The organism is [Empedobacter] haloabium (assembly GCA_008011715.2).
Taxonomy (GTDB): Bacteria; Pseudomonadota; Gammaproteobacteria; order Burkholderiales; family Burkholderiaceae_D; genus Rugamonas; species Rugamonas haloabia.
Window position 1 is genome coordinate 2793692 of sequence record CP136508.1, and the last position, 15555, is coordinate 2809246.

Annotated in this window: 14 protein-coding genes; 10 read left to right on the top strand and 4 right to left on the bottom strand. The window is 69.8% G+C overall.

Annotation, left to right across the window (positions count from 1 at the left end; all coding sequences use genetic code 11):
• Positions 1–16: 16 nt before the first annotated feature.
• Both E7V67_012295 and E7V67_012300 read right to left on the bottom strand, forming a co-directional pair.
• Positions 17–1441 carry an ATP-binding protein gene (locus E7V67_012295; GenBank protein ID WUR15847.1) on the bottom strand — a complete coding sequence of 475 codons (1425 nt, stop codon included), beginning with the start codon at positions 1439–1441 and terminating at the stop codon, positions 17–19.
• 8 nt (positions 1442–1449) lie between these two features.
• Complete coding sequence (locus E7V67_012300) at positions 1450–2151, bottom strand: response regulator transcription factor (protein WUR15848.1); 702 nt, start codon at positions 2149–2151, stop codon at positions 1450–1452.
• A 186-nt stretch (positions 2152–2337) separates the two neighbouring features.
• Between E7V67_012300 and E7V67_012305 the strand changes: the two genes are divergently transcribed.
• The 10 genes from E7V67_012305 (at position 2338) to E7V67_012350 (ending at position 11951) form a co-directional block, all read left to right on the top strand.
• The gene (locus E7V67_012305) at positions 2338–2907 is read left to right on the top strand and encodes a Spy/CpxP family protein refolding chaperone (GenBank protein ID WUR15849.1); all 570 of its coding nucleotides are present in this window, start codon (positions 2338–2340) and stop codon (positions 2905–2907) included.
• Between the two features lie 16 nt (positions 2908–2923).
• The gene (locus E7V67_012310; protein WUR15850.1) at positions 2924–3817 is read left to right on the top strand and encodes an intradiol ring-cleavage dioxygenase; all 894 of its coding nucleotides are present in this window, start codon (positions 2924–2926) and stop codon (positions 3815–3817) included.
• A 184-nt stretch (positions 3818–4001) separates the two neighbouring features.
• Positions 4002–4580: a hypothetical protein gene (locus tag E7V67_012315; GenBank protein WUR15851.1), complete on the top strand. Its 579-nt coding sequence runs from the start codon at positions 4002–4004 to the stop codon at positions 4578–4580.
• A 31-nt stretch (positions 4581–4611) separates the two neighbouring features.
• On the top strand, positions 4612–5346 hold the full coding sequence (locus E7V67_012320) for a hypothetical protein (protein ID WUR15852.1): 735 nt from the start codon (positions 4612–4614) through the stop codon (positions 5344–5346).
• A gap of 5 nt (positions 5347–5351) precedes the next feature.
• The gene (locus tag E7V67_012325) at positions 5352–6626 is read left to right on the top strand and encodes a hypothetical protein (protein WUR15853.1); all 1275 of its coding nucleotides are present in this window, start codon (positions 5352–5354) and stop codon (positions 6624–6626) included.
• 25 nt (positions 6627–6651) lie between these two features.
• Positions 6652–8832, top strand: a complete 2181-nt coding sequence (locus tag E7V67_012330) for an 8-amino-7-oxononanoate synthase (GenBank protein ID WUR15854.1) — start codon at positions 6652–6654, stop codon at positions 8830–8832.
• Positions 8829–9875 (top strand): aminotransferase class I/II-fold pyridoxal phosphate-dependent enzyme, encoded by a 1047-nt coding sequence (locus tag E7V67_012335; protein ID WUR15855.1) that lies wholly within the window; start codon positions 8829–8831, stop codon positions 9873–9875. The genes E7V67_012330 and E7V67_012335 overlap by 4 nt, the downstream gene beginning before the upstream one ends.
• A complete protein-coding gene (locus E7V67_012340) occupies positions 9872–10621 on the top strand; it encodes a GIY-YIG nuclease family protein (protein WUR15856.1) in 750 nt (249 codons plus the stop codon). The genes E7V67_012335 and E7V67_012340 overlap by 4 nt, the downstream gene beginning before the upstream one ends.
• Before the next feature lie 13 nt (positions 10622–10634).
• Positions 10635–11213, top strand: coding sequence for a hypothetical protein (locus tag E7V67_012345; protein WUR15857.1), 579 nt, complete (start codon positions 10635–10637; stop codon positions 11211–11213).
• Positions 11214–11216: 3 nt separating this feature from the next.
• Complete coding sequence (locus E7V67_012350; GenBank protein ID WUR15858.1) at positions 11217–11951, top strand: amidohydrolase family protein; 735 nt, start codon at positions 11217–11219, stop codon at positions 11949–11951.
• Positions 11952–11996: 45 nt separating this feature from the next.
• On the opposite strand, the gene E7V67_012355 is transcribed toward E7V67_012350, so the two are convergent.
• Both E7V67_012355 and E7V67_012360 read right to left on the bottom strand, forming a co-directional pair.
• Positions 11997–13940, bottom strand: coding sequence for a hypothetical protein (locus E7V67_012355; protein ID WUR15859.1), 1944 nt, complete (start codon positions 13938–13940; stop codon positions 11997–11999).
• 69 nt (positions 13941–14009) lie between these two features.
• Positions 14010–15392: a sigma 54-interacting transcriptional regulator gene (locus E7V67_012360; protein WUR15860.1), complete on the bottom strand. Its 1383-nt coding sequence runs from the start codon at positions 15390–15392 to the stop codon at positions 14010–14012.
• Positions 15393–15555 lie beyond the last annotated feature (163 nt).

Below are 15555 nucleotides of genomic sequence, written 5' to 3' on the forward strand. Positions count from 1 at the left end.
GCCAGGCCGTTGCCGCTCAGTCGAGCGGCAGCACGATTTCCACGCACAGGCCGCCTCCGTCGCGGTTGCTGGCGACGATGGTGCCGCCATGCTGGCGCACCACCTGCTGGGCGATCGCCAGGCCCAGGCCGTGGCCTTCGACGTCCTTTTCCGTGCCGCTGCTGCGGAAGAAGGGCTGGAAGATCGTCGCCAGGTCGCTTGCGGCAACGCCGGGACCGCGGTCCAGCACGCGGATCTCCAGCCGCGGCCCGGGCGCCTGCGCAGCGACCACCACCGTGGCGCCCACGGGACTGTGCTTGATGGCGTTGCGCACCACGTTCTCGATGGCGCGCGCCAGCAGGTCCGGTTCGCCCAGCATCGTCACCTCCGCCTCGCCTTCCTGCACGACCGCGCGCCCCTGCGCGCTGGCCTCGAACTGCGCGTCCGCCACGATCTGGTACAGCAGCTCGGCCACGTCGATCTCCTGCCGGCTGGCCGCCAGCGCGCCGGCCTCCAGGCGCGACAACGTCAACAGTTCGCCCACCAGCTTGTCCATGCGCACGCTCTCGCGCTCGATGCGCTGCAATGACGCCAGCATGCGCTCCGGCTTCTGGTACGCCAGGCCGATGGCCGCCTGCAGCCGCGCTAGCGGCGAGCGCAGCTCGTGCGAGACATCGTGCAGCAGGCGGGTCTGGCCGTCCATCAGGCGGCGCAGGCGCGCCGTCATGCGGTCGAAATCGCGTCCCAGGTCGCTCAGCTCGTCGCCAGCGCGGCCCACGCGGGCGAAACGGGGCGCCAGGTCGCCGTGCGACGCGGCCTCGAACGCCTGCCGCAGCGCGCGGATCGGACGGGCGAAATACCATGCCAGCAGCGCCGCGAACAACAGGCTGGCCAGCACCGCCGCGGCCAGCGGCACGAACGGCGTCAAGGGCTGGAAGCGCGCGCCGGGTGGGCCGGGCCGGCGCTCATCGCGCCGGGGCGGGCGCGCGCCGTCGGGTGGTGGACCCGGGTGGGGAACCATGCCGGCCAGGCCACTGCCGCGCGCCTCGAGTCCGCCCTGGCGCGCACGCGCCGGCACGAACAGCAGATACTGGCGCCCGTTCGGCAGCGTGATCCGGCGCACCACCCGGGTGTCGCCTTTGGCCAGCACGGCGCGCGCCTCGGCCAGCATCGTCGCATCGACGATCCGGCCCAAGAGCTCCTTGCCGCTGCCGTCCACGGCAAACACGCGGTGCCGGCCCATGTTTTCCAGCAGCCGGGCCAGGGCGGCCGGGCCGCCCGCGTCCAGCGTGGCGGCGGCCGATTCGATTGCCAGTTCGGCCGGCGGGCCGGTGTCGATGTCGAGCCGCCGTTCCTGCGCGCTGGCGCGGTTCTTCAGCCACAGGGCGCCGCCGATGCCGACGGTGGCGGCCGCCTGCGCCAGCAGGATCGACAGGAAGAACTTCCAGAACAGGCGGCCCATGCGCGCTCTCAATCGCGGATCAGCTGGTAACCCATCCGGTACACGGTCTGCAGGCAGGAGCGCCCATCGGCCAGGGTCCCCAGCTTGTGGCGCAGGCTGGACAGGTGCACGTCGATATTGCGGTCGAAACGCGCCAGCGGCCGGCCCAGGCCCTGTTCCGACAACGTGTTCTTGCTGACCGGCTTGCCGGCATTGCGCGCCAATACTTCCAGCAGGTTGAACTCCGTGCTGGTCAGCTCCAGCGTCGCGCCGGCCCAGGTGGCGCGGCGCTGTTCCGGCCACATCGTCAGCTGGCCGACCACCAGCGGCGCCGACGCCAGCTGGTCCAGCGGCGAACCCTGGGTGCGGCGCAGGATGGCGCGGATGCGCGCCGTCAGCTCGCGTGGCGTGCAGGGCTTGGTCACGTAGTCGTCCGCGCCCAGTTCCAGGCCGACGATGCGGTCGGTATCGTCGCCACGGGCCGTCAGCATGAGGATCGGCATGCGGCTGGCCGCGCGGATGCGGCGCAGCGTTTCCAGTCCGTTCATGCGCGGCATCATCACGTCCAGGATGGCGATGGCATACTGGCCCGTCAGCGCGCAGGCGGTACCCGCCTCGCCGTCATGGGCCGCCTTTACCGCGAAACCTTCCTGCTCCAGGTATTCCTGGAACATGCCGACCAGTTCGACGTCGTCGTCGATCAGCAAAACCTTGCTCGTTACACCATTCATCGCTGCTTGTGGGTCTATGTGGTCGGGCCATGATAACGCAGCGGCGCGAGTGCGCGCGGCGTTTTACCCGCTTTTACACCGCTCCCCTTTACCTGTTTTTTTTACCTGCTTTTACAAGCGGCTGACGGCGCTTTACAAAGGTCGCACCAACAATGGCGGCTCCCATGCAATCAACAGGAGTGCCGGATGAACAAGATGAACAAGATGCTAACCATGCTGGCCGCCGCCGCCCTGGCGCTGCCGCTGGCCAGCCACGCCGCCGTGGACGGCGAGGACGGCGGGCCAGCGCCGCGCGGTTTCCAGGACGCAGGGGCGCCGGAGACGCGGCCGCTGCCGCCACGCCAGGAGGCCCTGCGCGGGGGCGACGACTTCGGCCGCCCGCGCGGCCCGCATGCCGCGCCGCCATGCTGGCTGTCCGGAGCGCCGGGTCGCGCCGTGCCGTTCCTGCGCGGTCTCGAGTTGACCGAAACCCAGGAAGACAAGGTGTTTGCGATCCTGCACGCCCAGGCACCGTACCTGCGCGAACAGCATAAGGCGCACGAGAAGGCCGAGCGGGCGCTGTTCGCGCTGCACGGCGCGGCCAAGTACGACGACGCGGCGGCGGCGAAGCTGGCGCAGGCGTCCGCCCAGGCCATGGCCAATATCACGCTGCAGCACCTGCGCACGGAGCAGAAAGTGCTGGCCGTGCTGACGGCCGAGCAGCGCAAGCAGGTCGAGGAAGCGAAAGCACGGCCGGGCCGCCCAGCACGCCCTTGAGAACACGGAGAGACCCATGGAACATCACGATCACGGCTTGGCGCACGACCTGCAGGCCATGTTGAACACGGCCGCCGGCCGCCGCCAGTCGTTGCGCTGGCTGTTCGCCGGCGCGGCCGCCTTGCCGCTGCTGGGCTGCGGCGGCTCGTCCGCCAGCACCGACAGCGGCGGCGCGACCGACAGCAGCGGTACCACGGGCAGCGCGGGCAGCACGGGCAGCACGGGCAGCACAGGCACCAGCACGGGGACGGGCGCGAGCGGCAGCTGCGCCGTCATCCCCGAGGAGACGGGTGGACCGTATCCGGCCGACGGCACCAACAGCAATCGCGGCGGCGTCGTCAACGTGCTGACGCAGAGCGGCGTGGTGCGCAGCGACATCCGCGCCAGCTTCGGTGCGGCCAGCGGCACGGCGGCCGGGGTGCCGCTGACGATCAAGCTGCACATCATCAATGCCAACAACGCGTGCACGGCGGCGGGCGGCTTCGCCGTCTACCTGTGGCACTGCGACCGCGACGGCAACTACTCGCTGTATTCGTCCGGCGTGACGAACCAGAACTACCTGCGCGGGGTGCAGGAGGCGGACGCCAACGGCGACCTCGCCTTCACGACGATCTTCCCGGGCTGCTATGCCGGCCGCATGCCGCACGTGCATTTCGAGGTGTACCCGACCCTGGCCAAGGCGGCCAGCGCGGCGAATCGCATCAAGACCTCGCAGTTCACCTTCCCGCTGGCGACCTGCAACGAGGTGTACGCGACGGCCGGCTATGCCACCAGCGTGCGCAACCTGGCGCAGATGAGCTTTGCCACCGATAACGTCTTCAGCGACGGCCATGCGCTGCAGCTGGCCACGATGAGCGGCAATGCCAGCGACGGCTATGTCGCTACCCTGACCGTCGCCGTCGTCGCCTGACGCGGCTTGCCCCCGCGGCGAAAATCGTTTCGCCCGTTTTCGCCCGGCCGCCGTGCCGGGCGAAGTCCATTTCGGCGCCTGTCGCCGATTCCCGCGCTTTTGCCCCGCCGGCGCGCTGGCACACCGTTTGCACTACTCCGATTGGGCACCGCACTTCGCGGTGCCGCCAGCCGGAGAGCGTGTCATGGACCGTCGCCTGATCGACTACAAGCCTGAAATGGAATTCGGCGCCGTGCCCGGCGCCGGCCACGACGAAGCGGGCGAAATGGCGTTCGCCGCGCAGTTGCTGGAAGCGCAGTCGCCGCAGGCACTGGACAGCGTGCTGTACGACCTGATCGCGCATGGCGGCAGCGCCGCTCCGGTGGCACAGCCGATCGCCGTCACGCTGCGGCGCGCGGCCCGGCTCGTCTTCCCGCTCAACGGCACCCGGGCCCCGGGCGACCTGAAACGCAAGGCGGCCGCCATCTTCGGCCTGGAGCTGGAGGGGCTGAGCCCGGAGGACAAGGAATTCGAAGTGGCGCGCCGCTTTGTGCGGCTGGCCGGCGACGCCCTGGACGAGGCGCGGGCACGCAGCGGGCAAGGGCCGGCGCAGGCCGCCCAGCTGGCCTTGCTGCATGCCGCGCGCCGGCACGCCCCCGGGCTGCTGCGCCAGGCCGCGGCCCAGCCGGGGCGCAGGTCGCGCCAGCGCGACCGGATCACCAGGCATAACGAAGAAGGCGGCGCATTCCAGCCCGTCAATTGGCAGCAACCGGAGTTCTTTTGACCGCAGTATTCAACCGAAACGGGAGTTCATCATGCACGACATCGACCGCACGACCCTGGAATTTGGCCAGGAAACCGGGTTTGAAATGGAACAGTACGAGTTTGGCCAAGGCGGCCAGGGCGAATGGTCCGGCGAGGGCGGCGGCCTGCTGTCCGAGGCGGACGAGATGGAGCTGGCCAACGAGCTGCTCTCCGTCAGCAACGAACAGGAGCTGGACCAGTTCCTCGGCAACTTCCTGAAAAAGGCCGCCTCGGTGGCCGGCAACGTGATCCGTTCGCCGATCGGCCAGGCCGTCGGCGGCGTGCTGAAGGGCGTCGCCAAGAAGGCGATCCCGCTGGCCGGCGGCGCCATCGGCGGCTATTTCGGCGGCCCGCTGGGCGCCAAGATCGGCAGCGGCCTGGCCTCGGCCGCGGGCAGCGCCCTGGGGCTCGAAGCGGAGGGCGAGCTGTCCGGCGAGGACCGTGAGTTCGAGGGCGCCAAGACCTTCGTGCGGCTGGCGGCGGACACCGTCAACAAGGCCGCGCAGGCCCGTGGCGGCGACCCGCGCCAGATCGCGCAGCAGGCCGCCACGGCGGCAGCCAAGCAGTTCGCGCCCGGCCTGCTGGGCCAGGGCGGCCGCGCCGGCGGTGGCCAGTCCGGTTCCTTTGGCGGCAGCCAGGGGCGCCAGGGCGGCATGGGCGGCCTGGCTGGCGGCGCCGCCGCGAACGGCGGCCGCAGCGGGCGCTGGGTGCGCCAGGGCCGCAAGATCGTGCTGTACGGCGCCTGACGATCATGCGTCCGTATGCCGCCTGGCTGCTGGCCCAGGAAGCGCGCTCGCTGCTGAACCGGGTGGACCGCATGCAGCCCTTCGCGCTGATCGAGCCGATGGTGCCGGCAGCGAGCCTGCCGGACGCCGCCCAGGCCGCCATCGAGCGCCACCTGACATTGGGCCGCCGCGGACTGCGCGCGCTGGTCCGGCAGTTCCTGGCCTGGCTGCGCGGCCCGGCCGGACGGCGCGCCAGCGCGGCCCAGGCACAACGTCGGTTCACGTTCGTGCGGCTGCAGTTCAACGCCGCGCTGACGCAGTTCGACCTGTTCATCGACGTCGTCACCCAGCGCAGCGAGCATGGCAACGGTGTCTGGCTGGCCGGACTGGACGTGGTCTCGGCGGACGCGCTGCGCCTGCCGGGCGGCTACTTCGAGGCGCCGCCGCTGGTGTGCTACCTGGACCGGGGCCCGGGCGCGGCGATCCGCCGCGCACGCACCCGGCTGCCAGGCGGAGGCGAGAACCCGGTCGCCATCATCCGCGTGCCGCGCGAACGGATGATCGGCAGCAGCATCGCCTCTTCGCTGGTGCACGAGGTGGGCCACCAGGGTGCCGCGCTGCTCGATCTGGTGGCGTCGCTGCGGCCCGTGCTGCAGGCCTTGCAGCACGGCGGCAGCGGTCCGCCGCACGTGTGGCGCCTGTGGGAGCGCTGGGTCTCCGAGGTGGTGGCCGATTTCTGGTCGCTGGCGCGGGTCGGGGTGGTGGCGACGCTGGGCCTGATCGGCGTCCTGAGCCTGCCGCGCGTGTTCGTGTTCCGGCTCAATGCCGACGACCCGCATCCGGTGCCGTGGTTGCGCGTCAAGCTCAGTTGCGCGCTGGGGCGGCTGCTGTATCCGCACCCGCAATGGGATCGTATCGAGGCCACCTGGGATGCCTACTACCCGACGGATGGCCTGGCGCCGCAGGACCAGCGGCTGCTGCGCGAACTGACGGCCAGCCTGCCGGCGATGGCCGGTCTGCTGGCGAATCACCGGCCGCGCGCGCTGCGCGGCGCCTCGCTGGCGGAAGCGATGGCGGTGCGCGAGCGCCAGCCGGCCGTGCTGGCGCGGCTGTTCCGCTGGTGGCACCTGGCGCCGCAGCGCATGTACGACAGCGCGCCTTCGCTGGTGCTGGCCGTGATCGGCCAGGCCAGGGCCGACGGCCTGCTGGCGCCGGAGGACGAGAGTGTGCTGCTGGAGCGCCTGCTGACGCAGTGGGCCATGCGCAGCGCATTGCGGGCAGGGCAGCGATTGACAGCATGAGGAAACACCTTTCTAGGAGAGCGACATGAGTACCAGGAAAATGGCCAGGGCAAGCGCGGCCGGCCCCGCGCAGCAGCATGGAACGATCAAGGTGACGGTGCGCGACCGGGCCAGCGGCATTCCGCTGGTCGGCGCCAGCCTGCGCCTGTATCACGGCAGGGATGCCCAGGGCATCATCCTGCAGACGTCGGGCGAGGCACAGCTGGTGAACTGGGAGCCGACCCTGCACGAGGAACTGAAGGTGGACCGTACCGGCGAGCACGGCATCGTCACGTTTTCCAATCTCGAACCGGGCGTGCACTTCGTGCTGTTCGACCACGTCACGCCGTTCGCCGACAACCGGCCCGTGGTGGGCCAGGTCAAGGTCGACCAGGGCGCCCTGCACGAGCTGTTCATGGAGCTCGACATCGACCCCGAGATGCAGCTGTGGTTCGAGCCGCCGGGCCAGAGCCAGCGTACCGACGGCGCCTTCGTGGGCAACCGCGCCATCGTCGACGTGGTGTTCCGCGGCATGGACAAGGCGGTCGGCAACGAGGTCGTGCTGGAAGTGGACGAGCTGTGGCAGCCGCGCAGCGGCCAGGCCTACTCGGCCGCGCAGATGATCAGGAAGCCGGGGCGCTACCGCTTCGCGGCCGACCTGGTGTTCGCGCGCCGCGCCGGCGGCGTCGTTTCCACCCCGGGCATTATGGCGGCGTCGGACGCCGCCGGCGACGGTGCCCGGCTGGGATTGTCGTCCTCGTTCGATGCCGAGGAGCGCACGCCGCAGCCGATCTCCGGCAATATCGGCGTATCGCTGTCGCGCACCGAGACGGAACCGACCGAGGACCTGGCGCTGTGGACCCTGATCCGCAACAGCACCGAGGCGCTGTCGTTCAACAATTACATGGACTTTCTCGACCAGCTGTTCTGCACCCCGGCGGGGGACAGCGCCGCGGTGCCGTTCGAAAAGGCCCGCTTCGGCGCCAAGACGGCGGCGTATCACAACCTGAAGGGCCGGCGCGCGCTGCCGTTCACGGACTCGGAAGCGTACCGCGTGCTGAAGGCGGCCACGGAAGCGTTCGTGATGGTCAATTGCGGCGTGCTGCGCTCGCCCTATGCGTTCGACCCCGTCAACGACAACGCCTACCTGGACCGGCGCGACATTCCCGCCAGCGGCAGCCTGGAAGACACACTGGTGCAGGACTACCTGGAATCGGTCGGCGGCACCAAGATGCTGCCCTACCTGGCCGTGATCCGGCGCAAGCTGCCGGACGTGCCGATCCTGGTGCCGAACCAGAACGAGGAGGCCGAGCTGTGCTTCGGCATCATCCAGGATCGCCTGGCCAATCCCTGCATGATCGAGTTGATCTGGAACTACTGGCAGGAGGAGGGCATGCTGGTGCAGACCATGAACGTCATCACGCAGCGCTTCCAGAACCTGCGCGGCCCCAGCGTCAACGACCCGCTGGCGAACACGGAGATCGACATGCTGCGGCCCTTGAACAACCTGTTGTGGGGCTATACGCAGGACGAGCAGCACCGCCTGACGGTGGTACGGCGCAACTACGAGTACCTGCACCACTACGGCATGCGGCTGGACGGCAAGGCGGTGCGCCACACGCAGCCGGCCGACAGCCGTTCGAAGTTCCTGGAGGCCTTCCACCACCTGCTGCGCCTCCTGACCCAGTTCTACAAGCAGGACGACGACACCACCGTCAAGGCCGACGCGTTCCCGATCCTGAACGCGCTGAAGGAGGTGCACCTGATCCTGTCGCAGGGCGCGCACAACCAGTACGGCGACCTGCCGTCCACGGCGCGCATCGAGATGCTGATGCAGCAGTGGCTGCTGGCGCGGCCGGAGTTCCGCGAGTTCCTGCCCACGCGCGTGATGGTGGCCTATCCGGAACCGTGGATGGACCGGGTCGACGCGATGAAGAAGCTGCAGATGTGGAGCGACACCAGCGTCATGCACTTCCGTAACCTGGCCATCTTCGGCGAGCAGCTGCTGCTGTCGATCCGCTTCGGCCACTGGAGCGATGTGTACGAGGCCACCCAGGCATTCAACTGGGCACGCTTCTGGCGGCCGCAGGCGCAGGGTTACATCCACGCCTACCGGGCCGCCACCGGGGTCGACCTGTCGGTGGACTCGGGCAATCCGGCCGGCGAGGCGACCTTGCCCTCGGTGCTGCTGCGCCAGCGCCTCGCGCAGCAGCAGCGCAGCGCGTGAACGGCAACGGGCCGCTGGACTTCACGAGCGCGCTGTACCTGGGGCTGCGCCATCCCGGCCGCGCGCTGGACGGCTGGGATGCCCTCACGCTGGGCAAGCCCGCCGCGCTGCAGGAGGTGCCGGGCGCGCGCGCCGTGGCGGTGGCGCTGGCACGGCTGCAGGGCTGCGCGGCGGCCACCTTGCTGCCGTCCACCCTGCACCTGTTCTGGGACCTGTTCGGCATGCTGGGGCAGGAGCGCTTTGCAGTGCTGGTCGATGCGGCCGCTTACCCGGTGGCGCGCTGGGGGGCGGAGCGGGCGGCGGGCCTGGGCCTGCCGTTGCAGTCCTTCCGCTCCGGCGACCTGGCGGAGCTGGGTCGGGTGGCGCTGGCCTGGCACCGCGCCGGGCGCCGGCCGCTGATCCTGGCGGACGGCTACAGCCCCGGGGCGGACGGGCCACCGCCGCTGGCGGCCTATGCGGCGCTGGCGCAGCGGTATGACGGCCTGCTGCTGCTGGACGACACCCAAGCCCTGGGCCTGCTGGGCCGGCACGGCGGCGGTTCGCTGCGGCGGCATGGCATCGAGGCGCTGCCGGTGCTGGCCGGCGCCTCGCTGGCGAAGGCGTTCGGCGTGCCGGTCGCGGTGCTGGCGGGCAGTGCCGACTGGATCCGGCGCTTCGAACGGGCCAGCGACACGCGGCTGCATGCCAGCCCGCCGTCGCGCGCCGTCGTGGTGGCGGCGCGGCGCGCCTTGCGGCTGAACGCCGTATGCGGCGACGCGCTGCGGCGCACGCTGGCGCAGCGGGTGGCGCAGTTCCGTGCCGCGCTGCGGGCAGCCGGCCTGCCGTGCCGCGGCGGGGCGTTCCCGGTGCAGTGGCTGGCACTGCGGCCGGACGCCAACCTGGTGCAAGCGCACGCCGCGTTGCGCCACGCGGGCGTGCTGGCGGTGCCGCAATGCCGCGCCGGCCAGGGACGGTTGACGTTTCTGCTGCGGGCGGACCACGCGCCGGCGGACATCGCACGAGCGGTGCGGATCGTGACACGGGAGCTGAGGGGGCTGACATGAAAGACGAATACGAAGGCGAGCAGTTCGAGACCCTGCCGTTCGGGCCAGGCCTGACGGATGGCCTGGGCGAGCTGGAGGAAGAACGCGGCCGCCATGGCGGCCGCGGCGGCGGGCGCGGCAGCGTGCGGCCGGGTGGGGGGAGGACCCGTTCCCGGCCCGCGCCGAAACCTGGGCCGCGGCCGCGCTGGCCGCGCGGGCCCTACTGGGGGCCGGTCTACGGCGGCTGGCCATACGGCGTGATGGTCAGCGATCCCGGCCCCTGGGCGGCACCGGTGCCCGCGGACCCGTGGGAGCCCCCGGCCGGCGCGCCGGCGTTCGACGCCGTCGACCTGGCGCCGCCAGCCGACGGCGGTGTCGAACCGCAGGACGAGATCCCGCCCAGGCTAGCCAACGTGCTCACAACCCATGCGCCCGGCATCACCTTCCGCGACGTGGGCACGCTGGCCGCGTTTCGCAAGGCCGGCAGGGTGACGGGCCCGGGCATCTACATCATCGTGTTCCGCAAGGGCGGGCGCCCGCTGGCCTACGTAGGCGAGACGGCCGACCTGCAGGAACGCATTCGCAAGCACATGCTGGGCGGCGCCGTGCTGGGCGTGGCGCTGCGCAATTACCGGCTGTTCGTGGCGCAGCCGGCCGTGTCGGCGGCGCAGCGGCGCGCCATCGAGAAGGCGATCAACGCACAGATGCTGCTGCCGCACAACCGGGGCGAGACCACCAACCAGGTCAGCGAAATGCAATTCATCTAGCAAGGAGAACATCATGCATGCGAAGCAGTGCTGCTGCGGCCAGTGCCGCACGAGTGGCGAAACGTTTGAAATCCTGCCGTTCCAGCAGGAGGGCGGCTGGAGCGGCGCATCCTGGCAGGGCGAGCGCCCGTTCGGCGAGGCCGAGGAGCTGGAGCTGACGATGGAGTTATTGTCGGTGTCGAACGAGGCCGAGCTGGAGCAGTTCCTCGGCAACGTCTTCAAGGGCGTGTGGAAGGGCATCAGGAAGGTGGGATCGGCCATCGGCAAGGTCGCCAAGCCGCTCGGTGGCGCGCTGAAGGGACTCGCCAAGACGGCGCTGCCCTTCGTCGGCGGCGCGCTCGGCTCGATGATCCCGATTCCTGGCGTGGGCACCATGATCGGCCGCGCGGCCGGCACCGCGCTGTCGAAAGCGCTCGAGATGGAGTTCGAGGGCATGGACATGGAACAGCAGGAATTCGAGATGGCGCGCCGCTTCGTGCGGATCGCCGGCAGCGCCGCGCAGCAGGCCGCGCAGGGCGGCTCGCCACAGGAAGCCGTGCTGCGGGCGCTGCGCCAGCACGCGCCGGCCATCGAGCTGCCGGGCCGGGCGTGAGCCATGATCATCGACAGCCACTGCCACGCCGGTCCGGGCGACGGCCTGACCGGCCCATGGGACAGCAATCTCGCGCTGGGCCGCTACCGCCGCCGCGCCGTGGCGGCCGGCATCGAGCGCAGCGTACTGCTGGCCGCGTTCCACTCCGATTACGCGGTCGCCAACGAGGCATTGGCCGCGCTGGTGGCGGCCCATCCCGAGCGCTATTACGGCTTCGCCTTCGTGCACGCGGCGCGCGACCGTGGGCGCATCCACGCCATGGTGCGGGTGGCGGTGGAACAGTATGGCTTCGTCGGCATCAAGGTACACCGGCACGACGCGCCGATCAGCGGCGAGATCTGCGAGGCCGCGCGCGCCTTCGGCCTGCCGGTGCTGTACGACCCGATGGGCGAGGTGCATGTGGCCGAACTGCTGGCGGCGCAATACCCGGACGTGAACTTCATCCTGCCGCACCTGGGCAGCTTCGCCGACCAGTGGCAGGCCCAGCTCGCGCTGATCGACCACCTGGTGCGGCATCCGAACATCTACACGGACAGCTCCGGCATCCGCCGCTTCGACCTGCTGGCCGAGGCGGTGCGTAGGGCCGGGCCGCACAAAGTGCTGTTCGGCTCGGACGGGCCGTGGCTGCATCCGGGGTTGGAACTGCACAAGATCCGGTTGCTGCGGTTGCCGGCGGCGGACGAGGCGCTGATCACCGGCGCTAACTTCCTGCGGCTGATCGGGCGCGCCACCGGCTGACGGCGGGGCAGGCGGCCGCCGCCAACGCCGCCTGCCCGCGATGGTTTATTGCTGAGGCTTCGGCCAATGCTTGGCGTATGGCGACTTGCGGATCTGCTCCGCCACCGCAGCGAGGTCGCCGTAATTGTTGAACCACGTCGTGTACATGATGCCGTCGATCTTCAGCGACGTGGGCGTGTCGAGCGTCTTCTCCTTCTCATAGGCGGCGGTCAGCGCGTTCAGCCAGGCGGTCGTCGTGTCCTTCTTCTCGTAGTACAGGGCGATCACCTGCGGATACTCGCGGAAGTACAGCAGCGACTCGCGCCGCTTCGTCTGCGCCGCTTCCGTCAGCTCCTCGCCGCCGGTCCAGTTGACGATGACGGTATCGGGATGGAGGTCGATATCGGCGTTGCCGCTCTTGAAGCTCGTCGTGGCGCCGGTTTTGAGCAGGCTGCCGTTGACCTGGTAGTAGCGCGCGATCGCGTTCATGTTCGGATCGAACATGTCGTTCCACGTCAGCGTTTCCACGCCGGCGTTCTCCAGCGGGTTCTGCACGCCGCGCACCATGTGGCCGAGATAATCGCCGGCCGACCTGCGGCTGCAGCGGGCATCGTTCTGCTCCCAGTTCAGCACCGGGATTTCGTCGTAGTACATGAAGTACTTCTTCGGACTGCCGGTGACGACCTTGGGGATCTGGTTGTTGAACAGCGGCGCGATGGCGTTGGCGTAGTAGTTTTCCTGCACGCGGTAGAAGTCGCCGCCGTCGCAGGCGACAGCTGCCACGCCCTTGAACATGCGCGACGGCGACTGGCGCCATGCTACCTTGAGGTCCGCATTCGCCATGTCCTTGTTGTGGATGGTCAGCGTGGCGCCGTTGACGGTGTAATCCGTGGAGGGCAATACCTTGCCGTCGCTGGTCCGTGTCACGACGTAGTCGCCCTGGCCGCGCTCGACCGGATGCGTGATGCCGATCTCCTCGAGCTTGATGTCGTCGATCCACACCGTGTTGGCACCCTCGATCACGTTGTACATGCCGAAGTAGGCGTACGCCTCGGTGAAATTGCCGCTGTTGAACTGCACGTTGTACTGCTGCCAGGTGGGATTGCCGGCGGCGGCGGCCTTGGCCTGGGCGACGAACTTCGTGGTGTTGCCTTCGGCGTTCCAGTTGCCGTCCGGCGTCGAGCCCCATCCCAGGCCCTGGCTGGCATGGCGGTACAGCGGCGCGTCGGGGCGGCCGTCCGCCGTCTGGATGAAGAACTGCAGTTTTTCCGGCTTCGTCATCGCGCCCGGCTTCAGCCAGAACGAGATCTGGTAGGCCGTGTGCGGCTTGAGGGTCAGCTTGCGGTACAGGCGGCTGGCAGCCCAAGTTTTACCGGCTGGCAAGGCTCGCCAGCTCTGCATCCGCATCGCGCGGGCGCTCTCGTGACCGACGGTGGGATCGATCTCGACGCCCGCGCCGTAGGTCGGCTGGAACGCGTCCACGGCCCAGCCGGAGGCATCCACTTCGAAGCCCGCTGGCTCGGCGAACAGGTTCTTGCCCGCGTTGACGACACTGGCGACGCCGGACTGCGCCTTGTACAGCGTGGTGGTCGGGAACGCCTCCATCAGGTCCGGCCGCAACTGGCTGACCAGCTCCGGGTGGCCGCCGATGGGAATGACTTCCAGGCCGGCCGCATTGGCATTGCCGATCGCCAGCTTGATGCGGTCGCTGATCGCTTTCTTGCGGTCGGCGGACGTCTCAGGATTCACCAGCTGGACATAGCTGCCGTCGCCGCCCAGGTTCAGCGCGACGCCGTTGAAACCCGCGGCCTTGATCGTCGGCAGCAGGGCATTGAAGTTCTCGAAGGGCGTCCTGCCTGCGCTGTCGCGCTCCGTGACCATCAGGTTGCCGCCCCAGTACACCCAGCGCTTCTGGAAGCACGTGGCTTCGCACTCCTGCGCCGCGGCGCCGGCCGCCCACAGCGCCAGCACACTGGCGATCGCGCCAGCAACTACTTTTTTGCAAGTCATGTTGACTCCTGGTTATTTTTTGGAGCGGGCATGATAGCAAAAAAATAATACCGAGGGATGACTTCGCAGTCAGCCGCGATCGGCTGCCTGGTCGTCCCGCGCCGCCTTGCGCCGAATCTGCAGGGCGCGGTCCGTCACGCCCAGCCGCTGCGCCGCGCGCTGGTTGTTGTCGCCTTCCTGCTCCAGCACGATGCGGATCGCCAGGTCGGCCGCGGCCTGGCCGAGCCGCGCCAGGCTGACGCCGCGGTCGACGGCGTGGCGGATGGCGTCGCAGAACGGCTGGTCGGGCCAGGCCGGCGCGCCGTGCAGGCGTTCGTCCGGCGGCACGTCGCCGATCGTCAGCGGGCCGGGTCCCGCGTGGCGGTACCAGATGCGCGCGACCGTCTGGCGCAAGTCGCGCACATTGCCCTTGTACTCGCGCGCCAGCAGGTACTCGCGCACGGCCGGGTCGAGCGGGCGGCCCTGGCCCTTGGGGTCGAGCTGGCGCAGGAAGTGCTCGACCAGCGGCAGGATGTCGCTCTTGCGCTCGCGCAGCGGCGGCGGTCGGCAGCGCCAGGCGGCGATGCGGTAATACAGGTCGGCGCGGAAGGTGCCGGCCGCCACGTCCGCCTCCAGGTCGCGGTTGGTGGCGCACACGAGGCGGAAATGGCTGGGGTTCCAGATATTGCTGCCCACCCGCTTGTACTTGTGCTCCTGGACCACGCGCAGCAATTGCGCCTGCAGCGGCAGGGGCAGCTCGCCCACCTCGTCCAGGAACAGGATGCCGCCGTCCGCCATCGCGAACGCGCCGTCGCGCGCATTGGTGGCGCCCGTGAAGGCGCCGCGCTCGTGGCCGAACAGCTCGGAGCCGGCCAGTTCCGGCGACAGGGTGGTGCAATCGAGCACCGTCAGCTCGCCGGTGGTGCCGGACAGTTTATGGATCAGTTGCGCGATCAGGTCCTTGCCGGTGCCCGTCTCGCCCGTGATCAGCACGGGCGACTGGGTGAACGCGGACACTTCGACCACGCTGTGCACCAGCGCGCGCCACACCGGGCTGTCGCCCACCAGCCAGCCTTGCACGGCGGTGGAGGCCATCAGGCGCTGCACGGCATCCCAGCGCTGCAGCCGTGCCACGATCTGCTGCGCGCACAACTCGGCGGAACTGAAGGGCAGCAGGTCGGTCGCGCCGGCATCCAGCATGCCCCACATCGCGTCCGGCGCCAGCGGCTCCGGTGCGCAATCGACGGCCAGCACGGCCGCCTGGCTGGCCAGCGCCTGCACGGCCTGCAGCCGGTCGGCCGCGCCGCCGCAGCCGCCGCACAACAGCACGCCGAAACCGCGCGCGGGTTGCGCCTGGACGGCGATGCCGGCGGCATCGAGGGCATCGCGCAGCATCGGTTCGGCGCCCCGGGCCGGCGTGCCCAACGTCTGCATCCAGATCGACAGTGCCATCGCGGCCTCACGCACCAGCATCCACCGCTTCAATATAGCAGCGCTGCCGGCCCGTTACCTGTATTAATTAGCACCTCGCGGGTCGCGAATTTGTCGCCGAATGTAGCGCGGCAGGCGGAGCACAGGTGCCTGACGCCACGGGTTGGAAAACCGGCGCAAGAAAAAAGGCGGCCGAAGCCGCCTT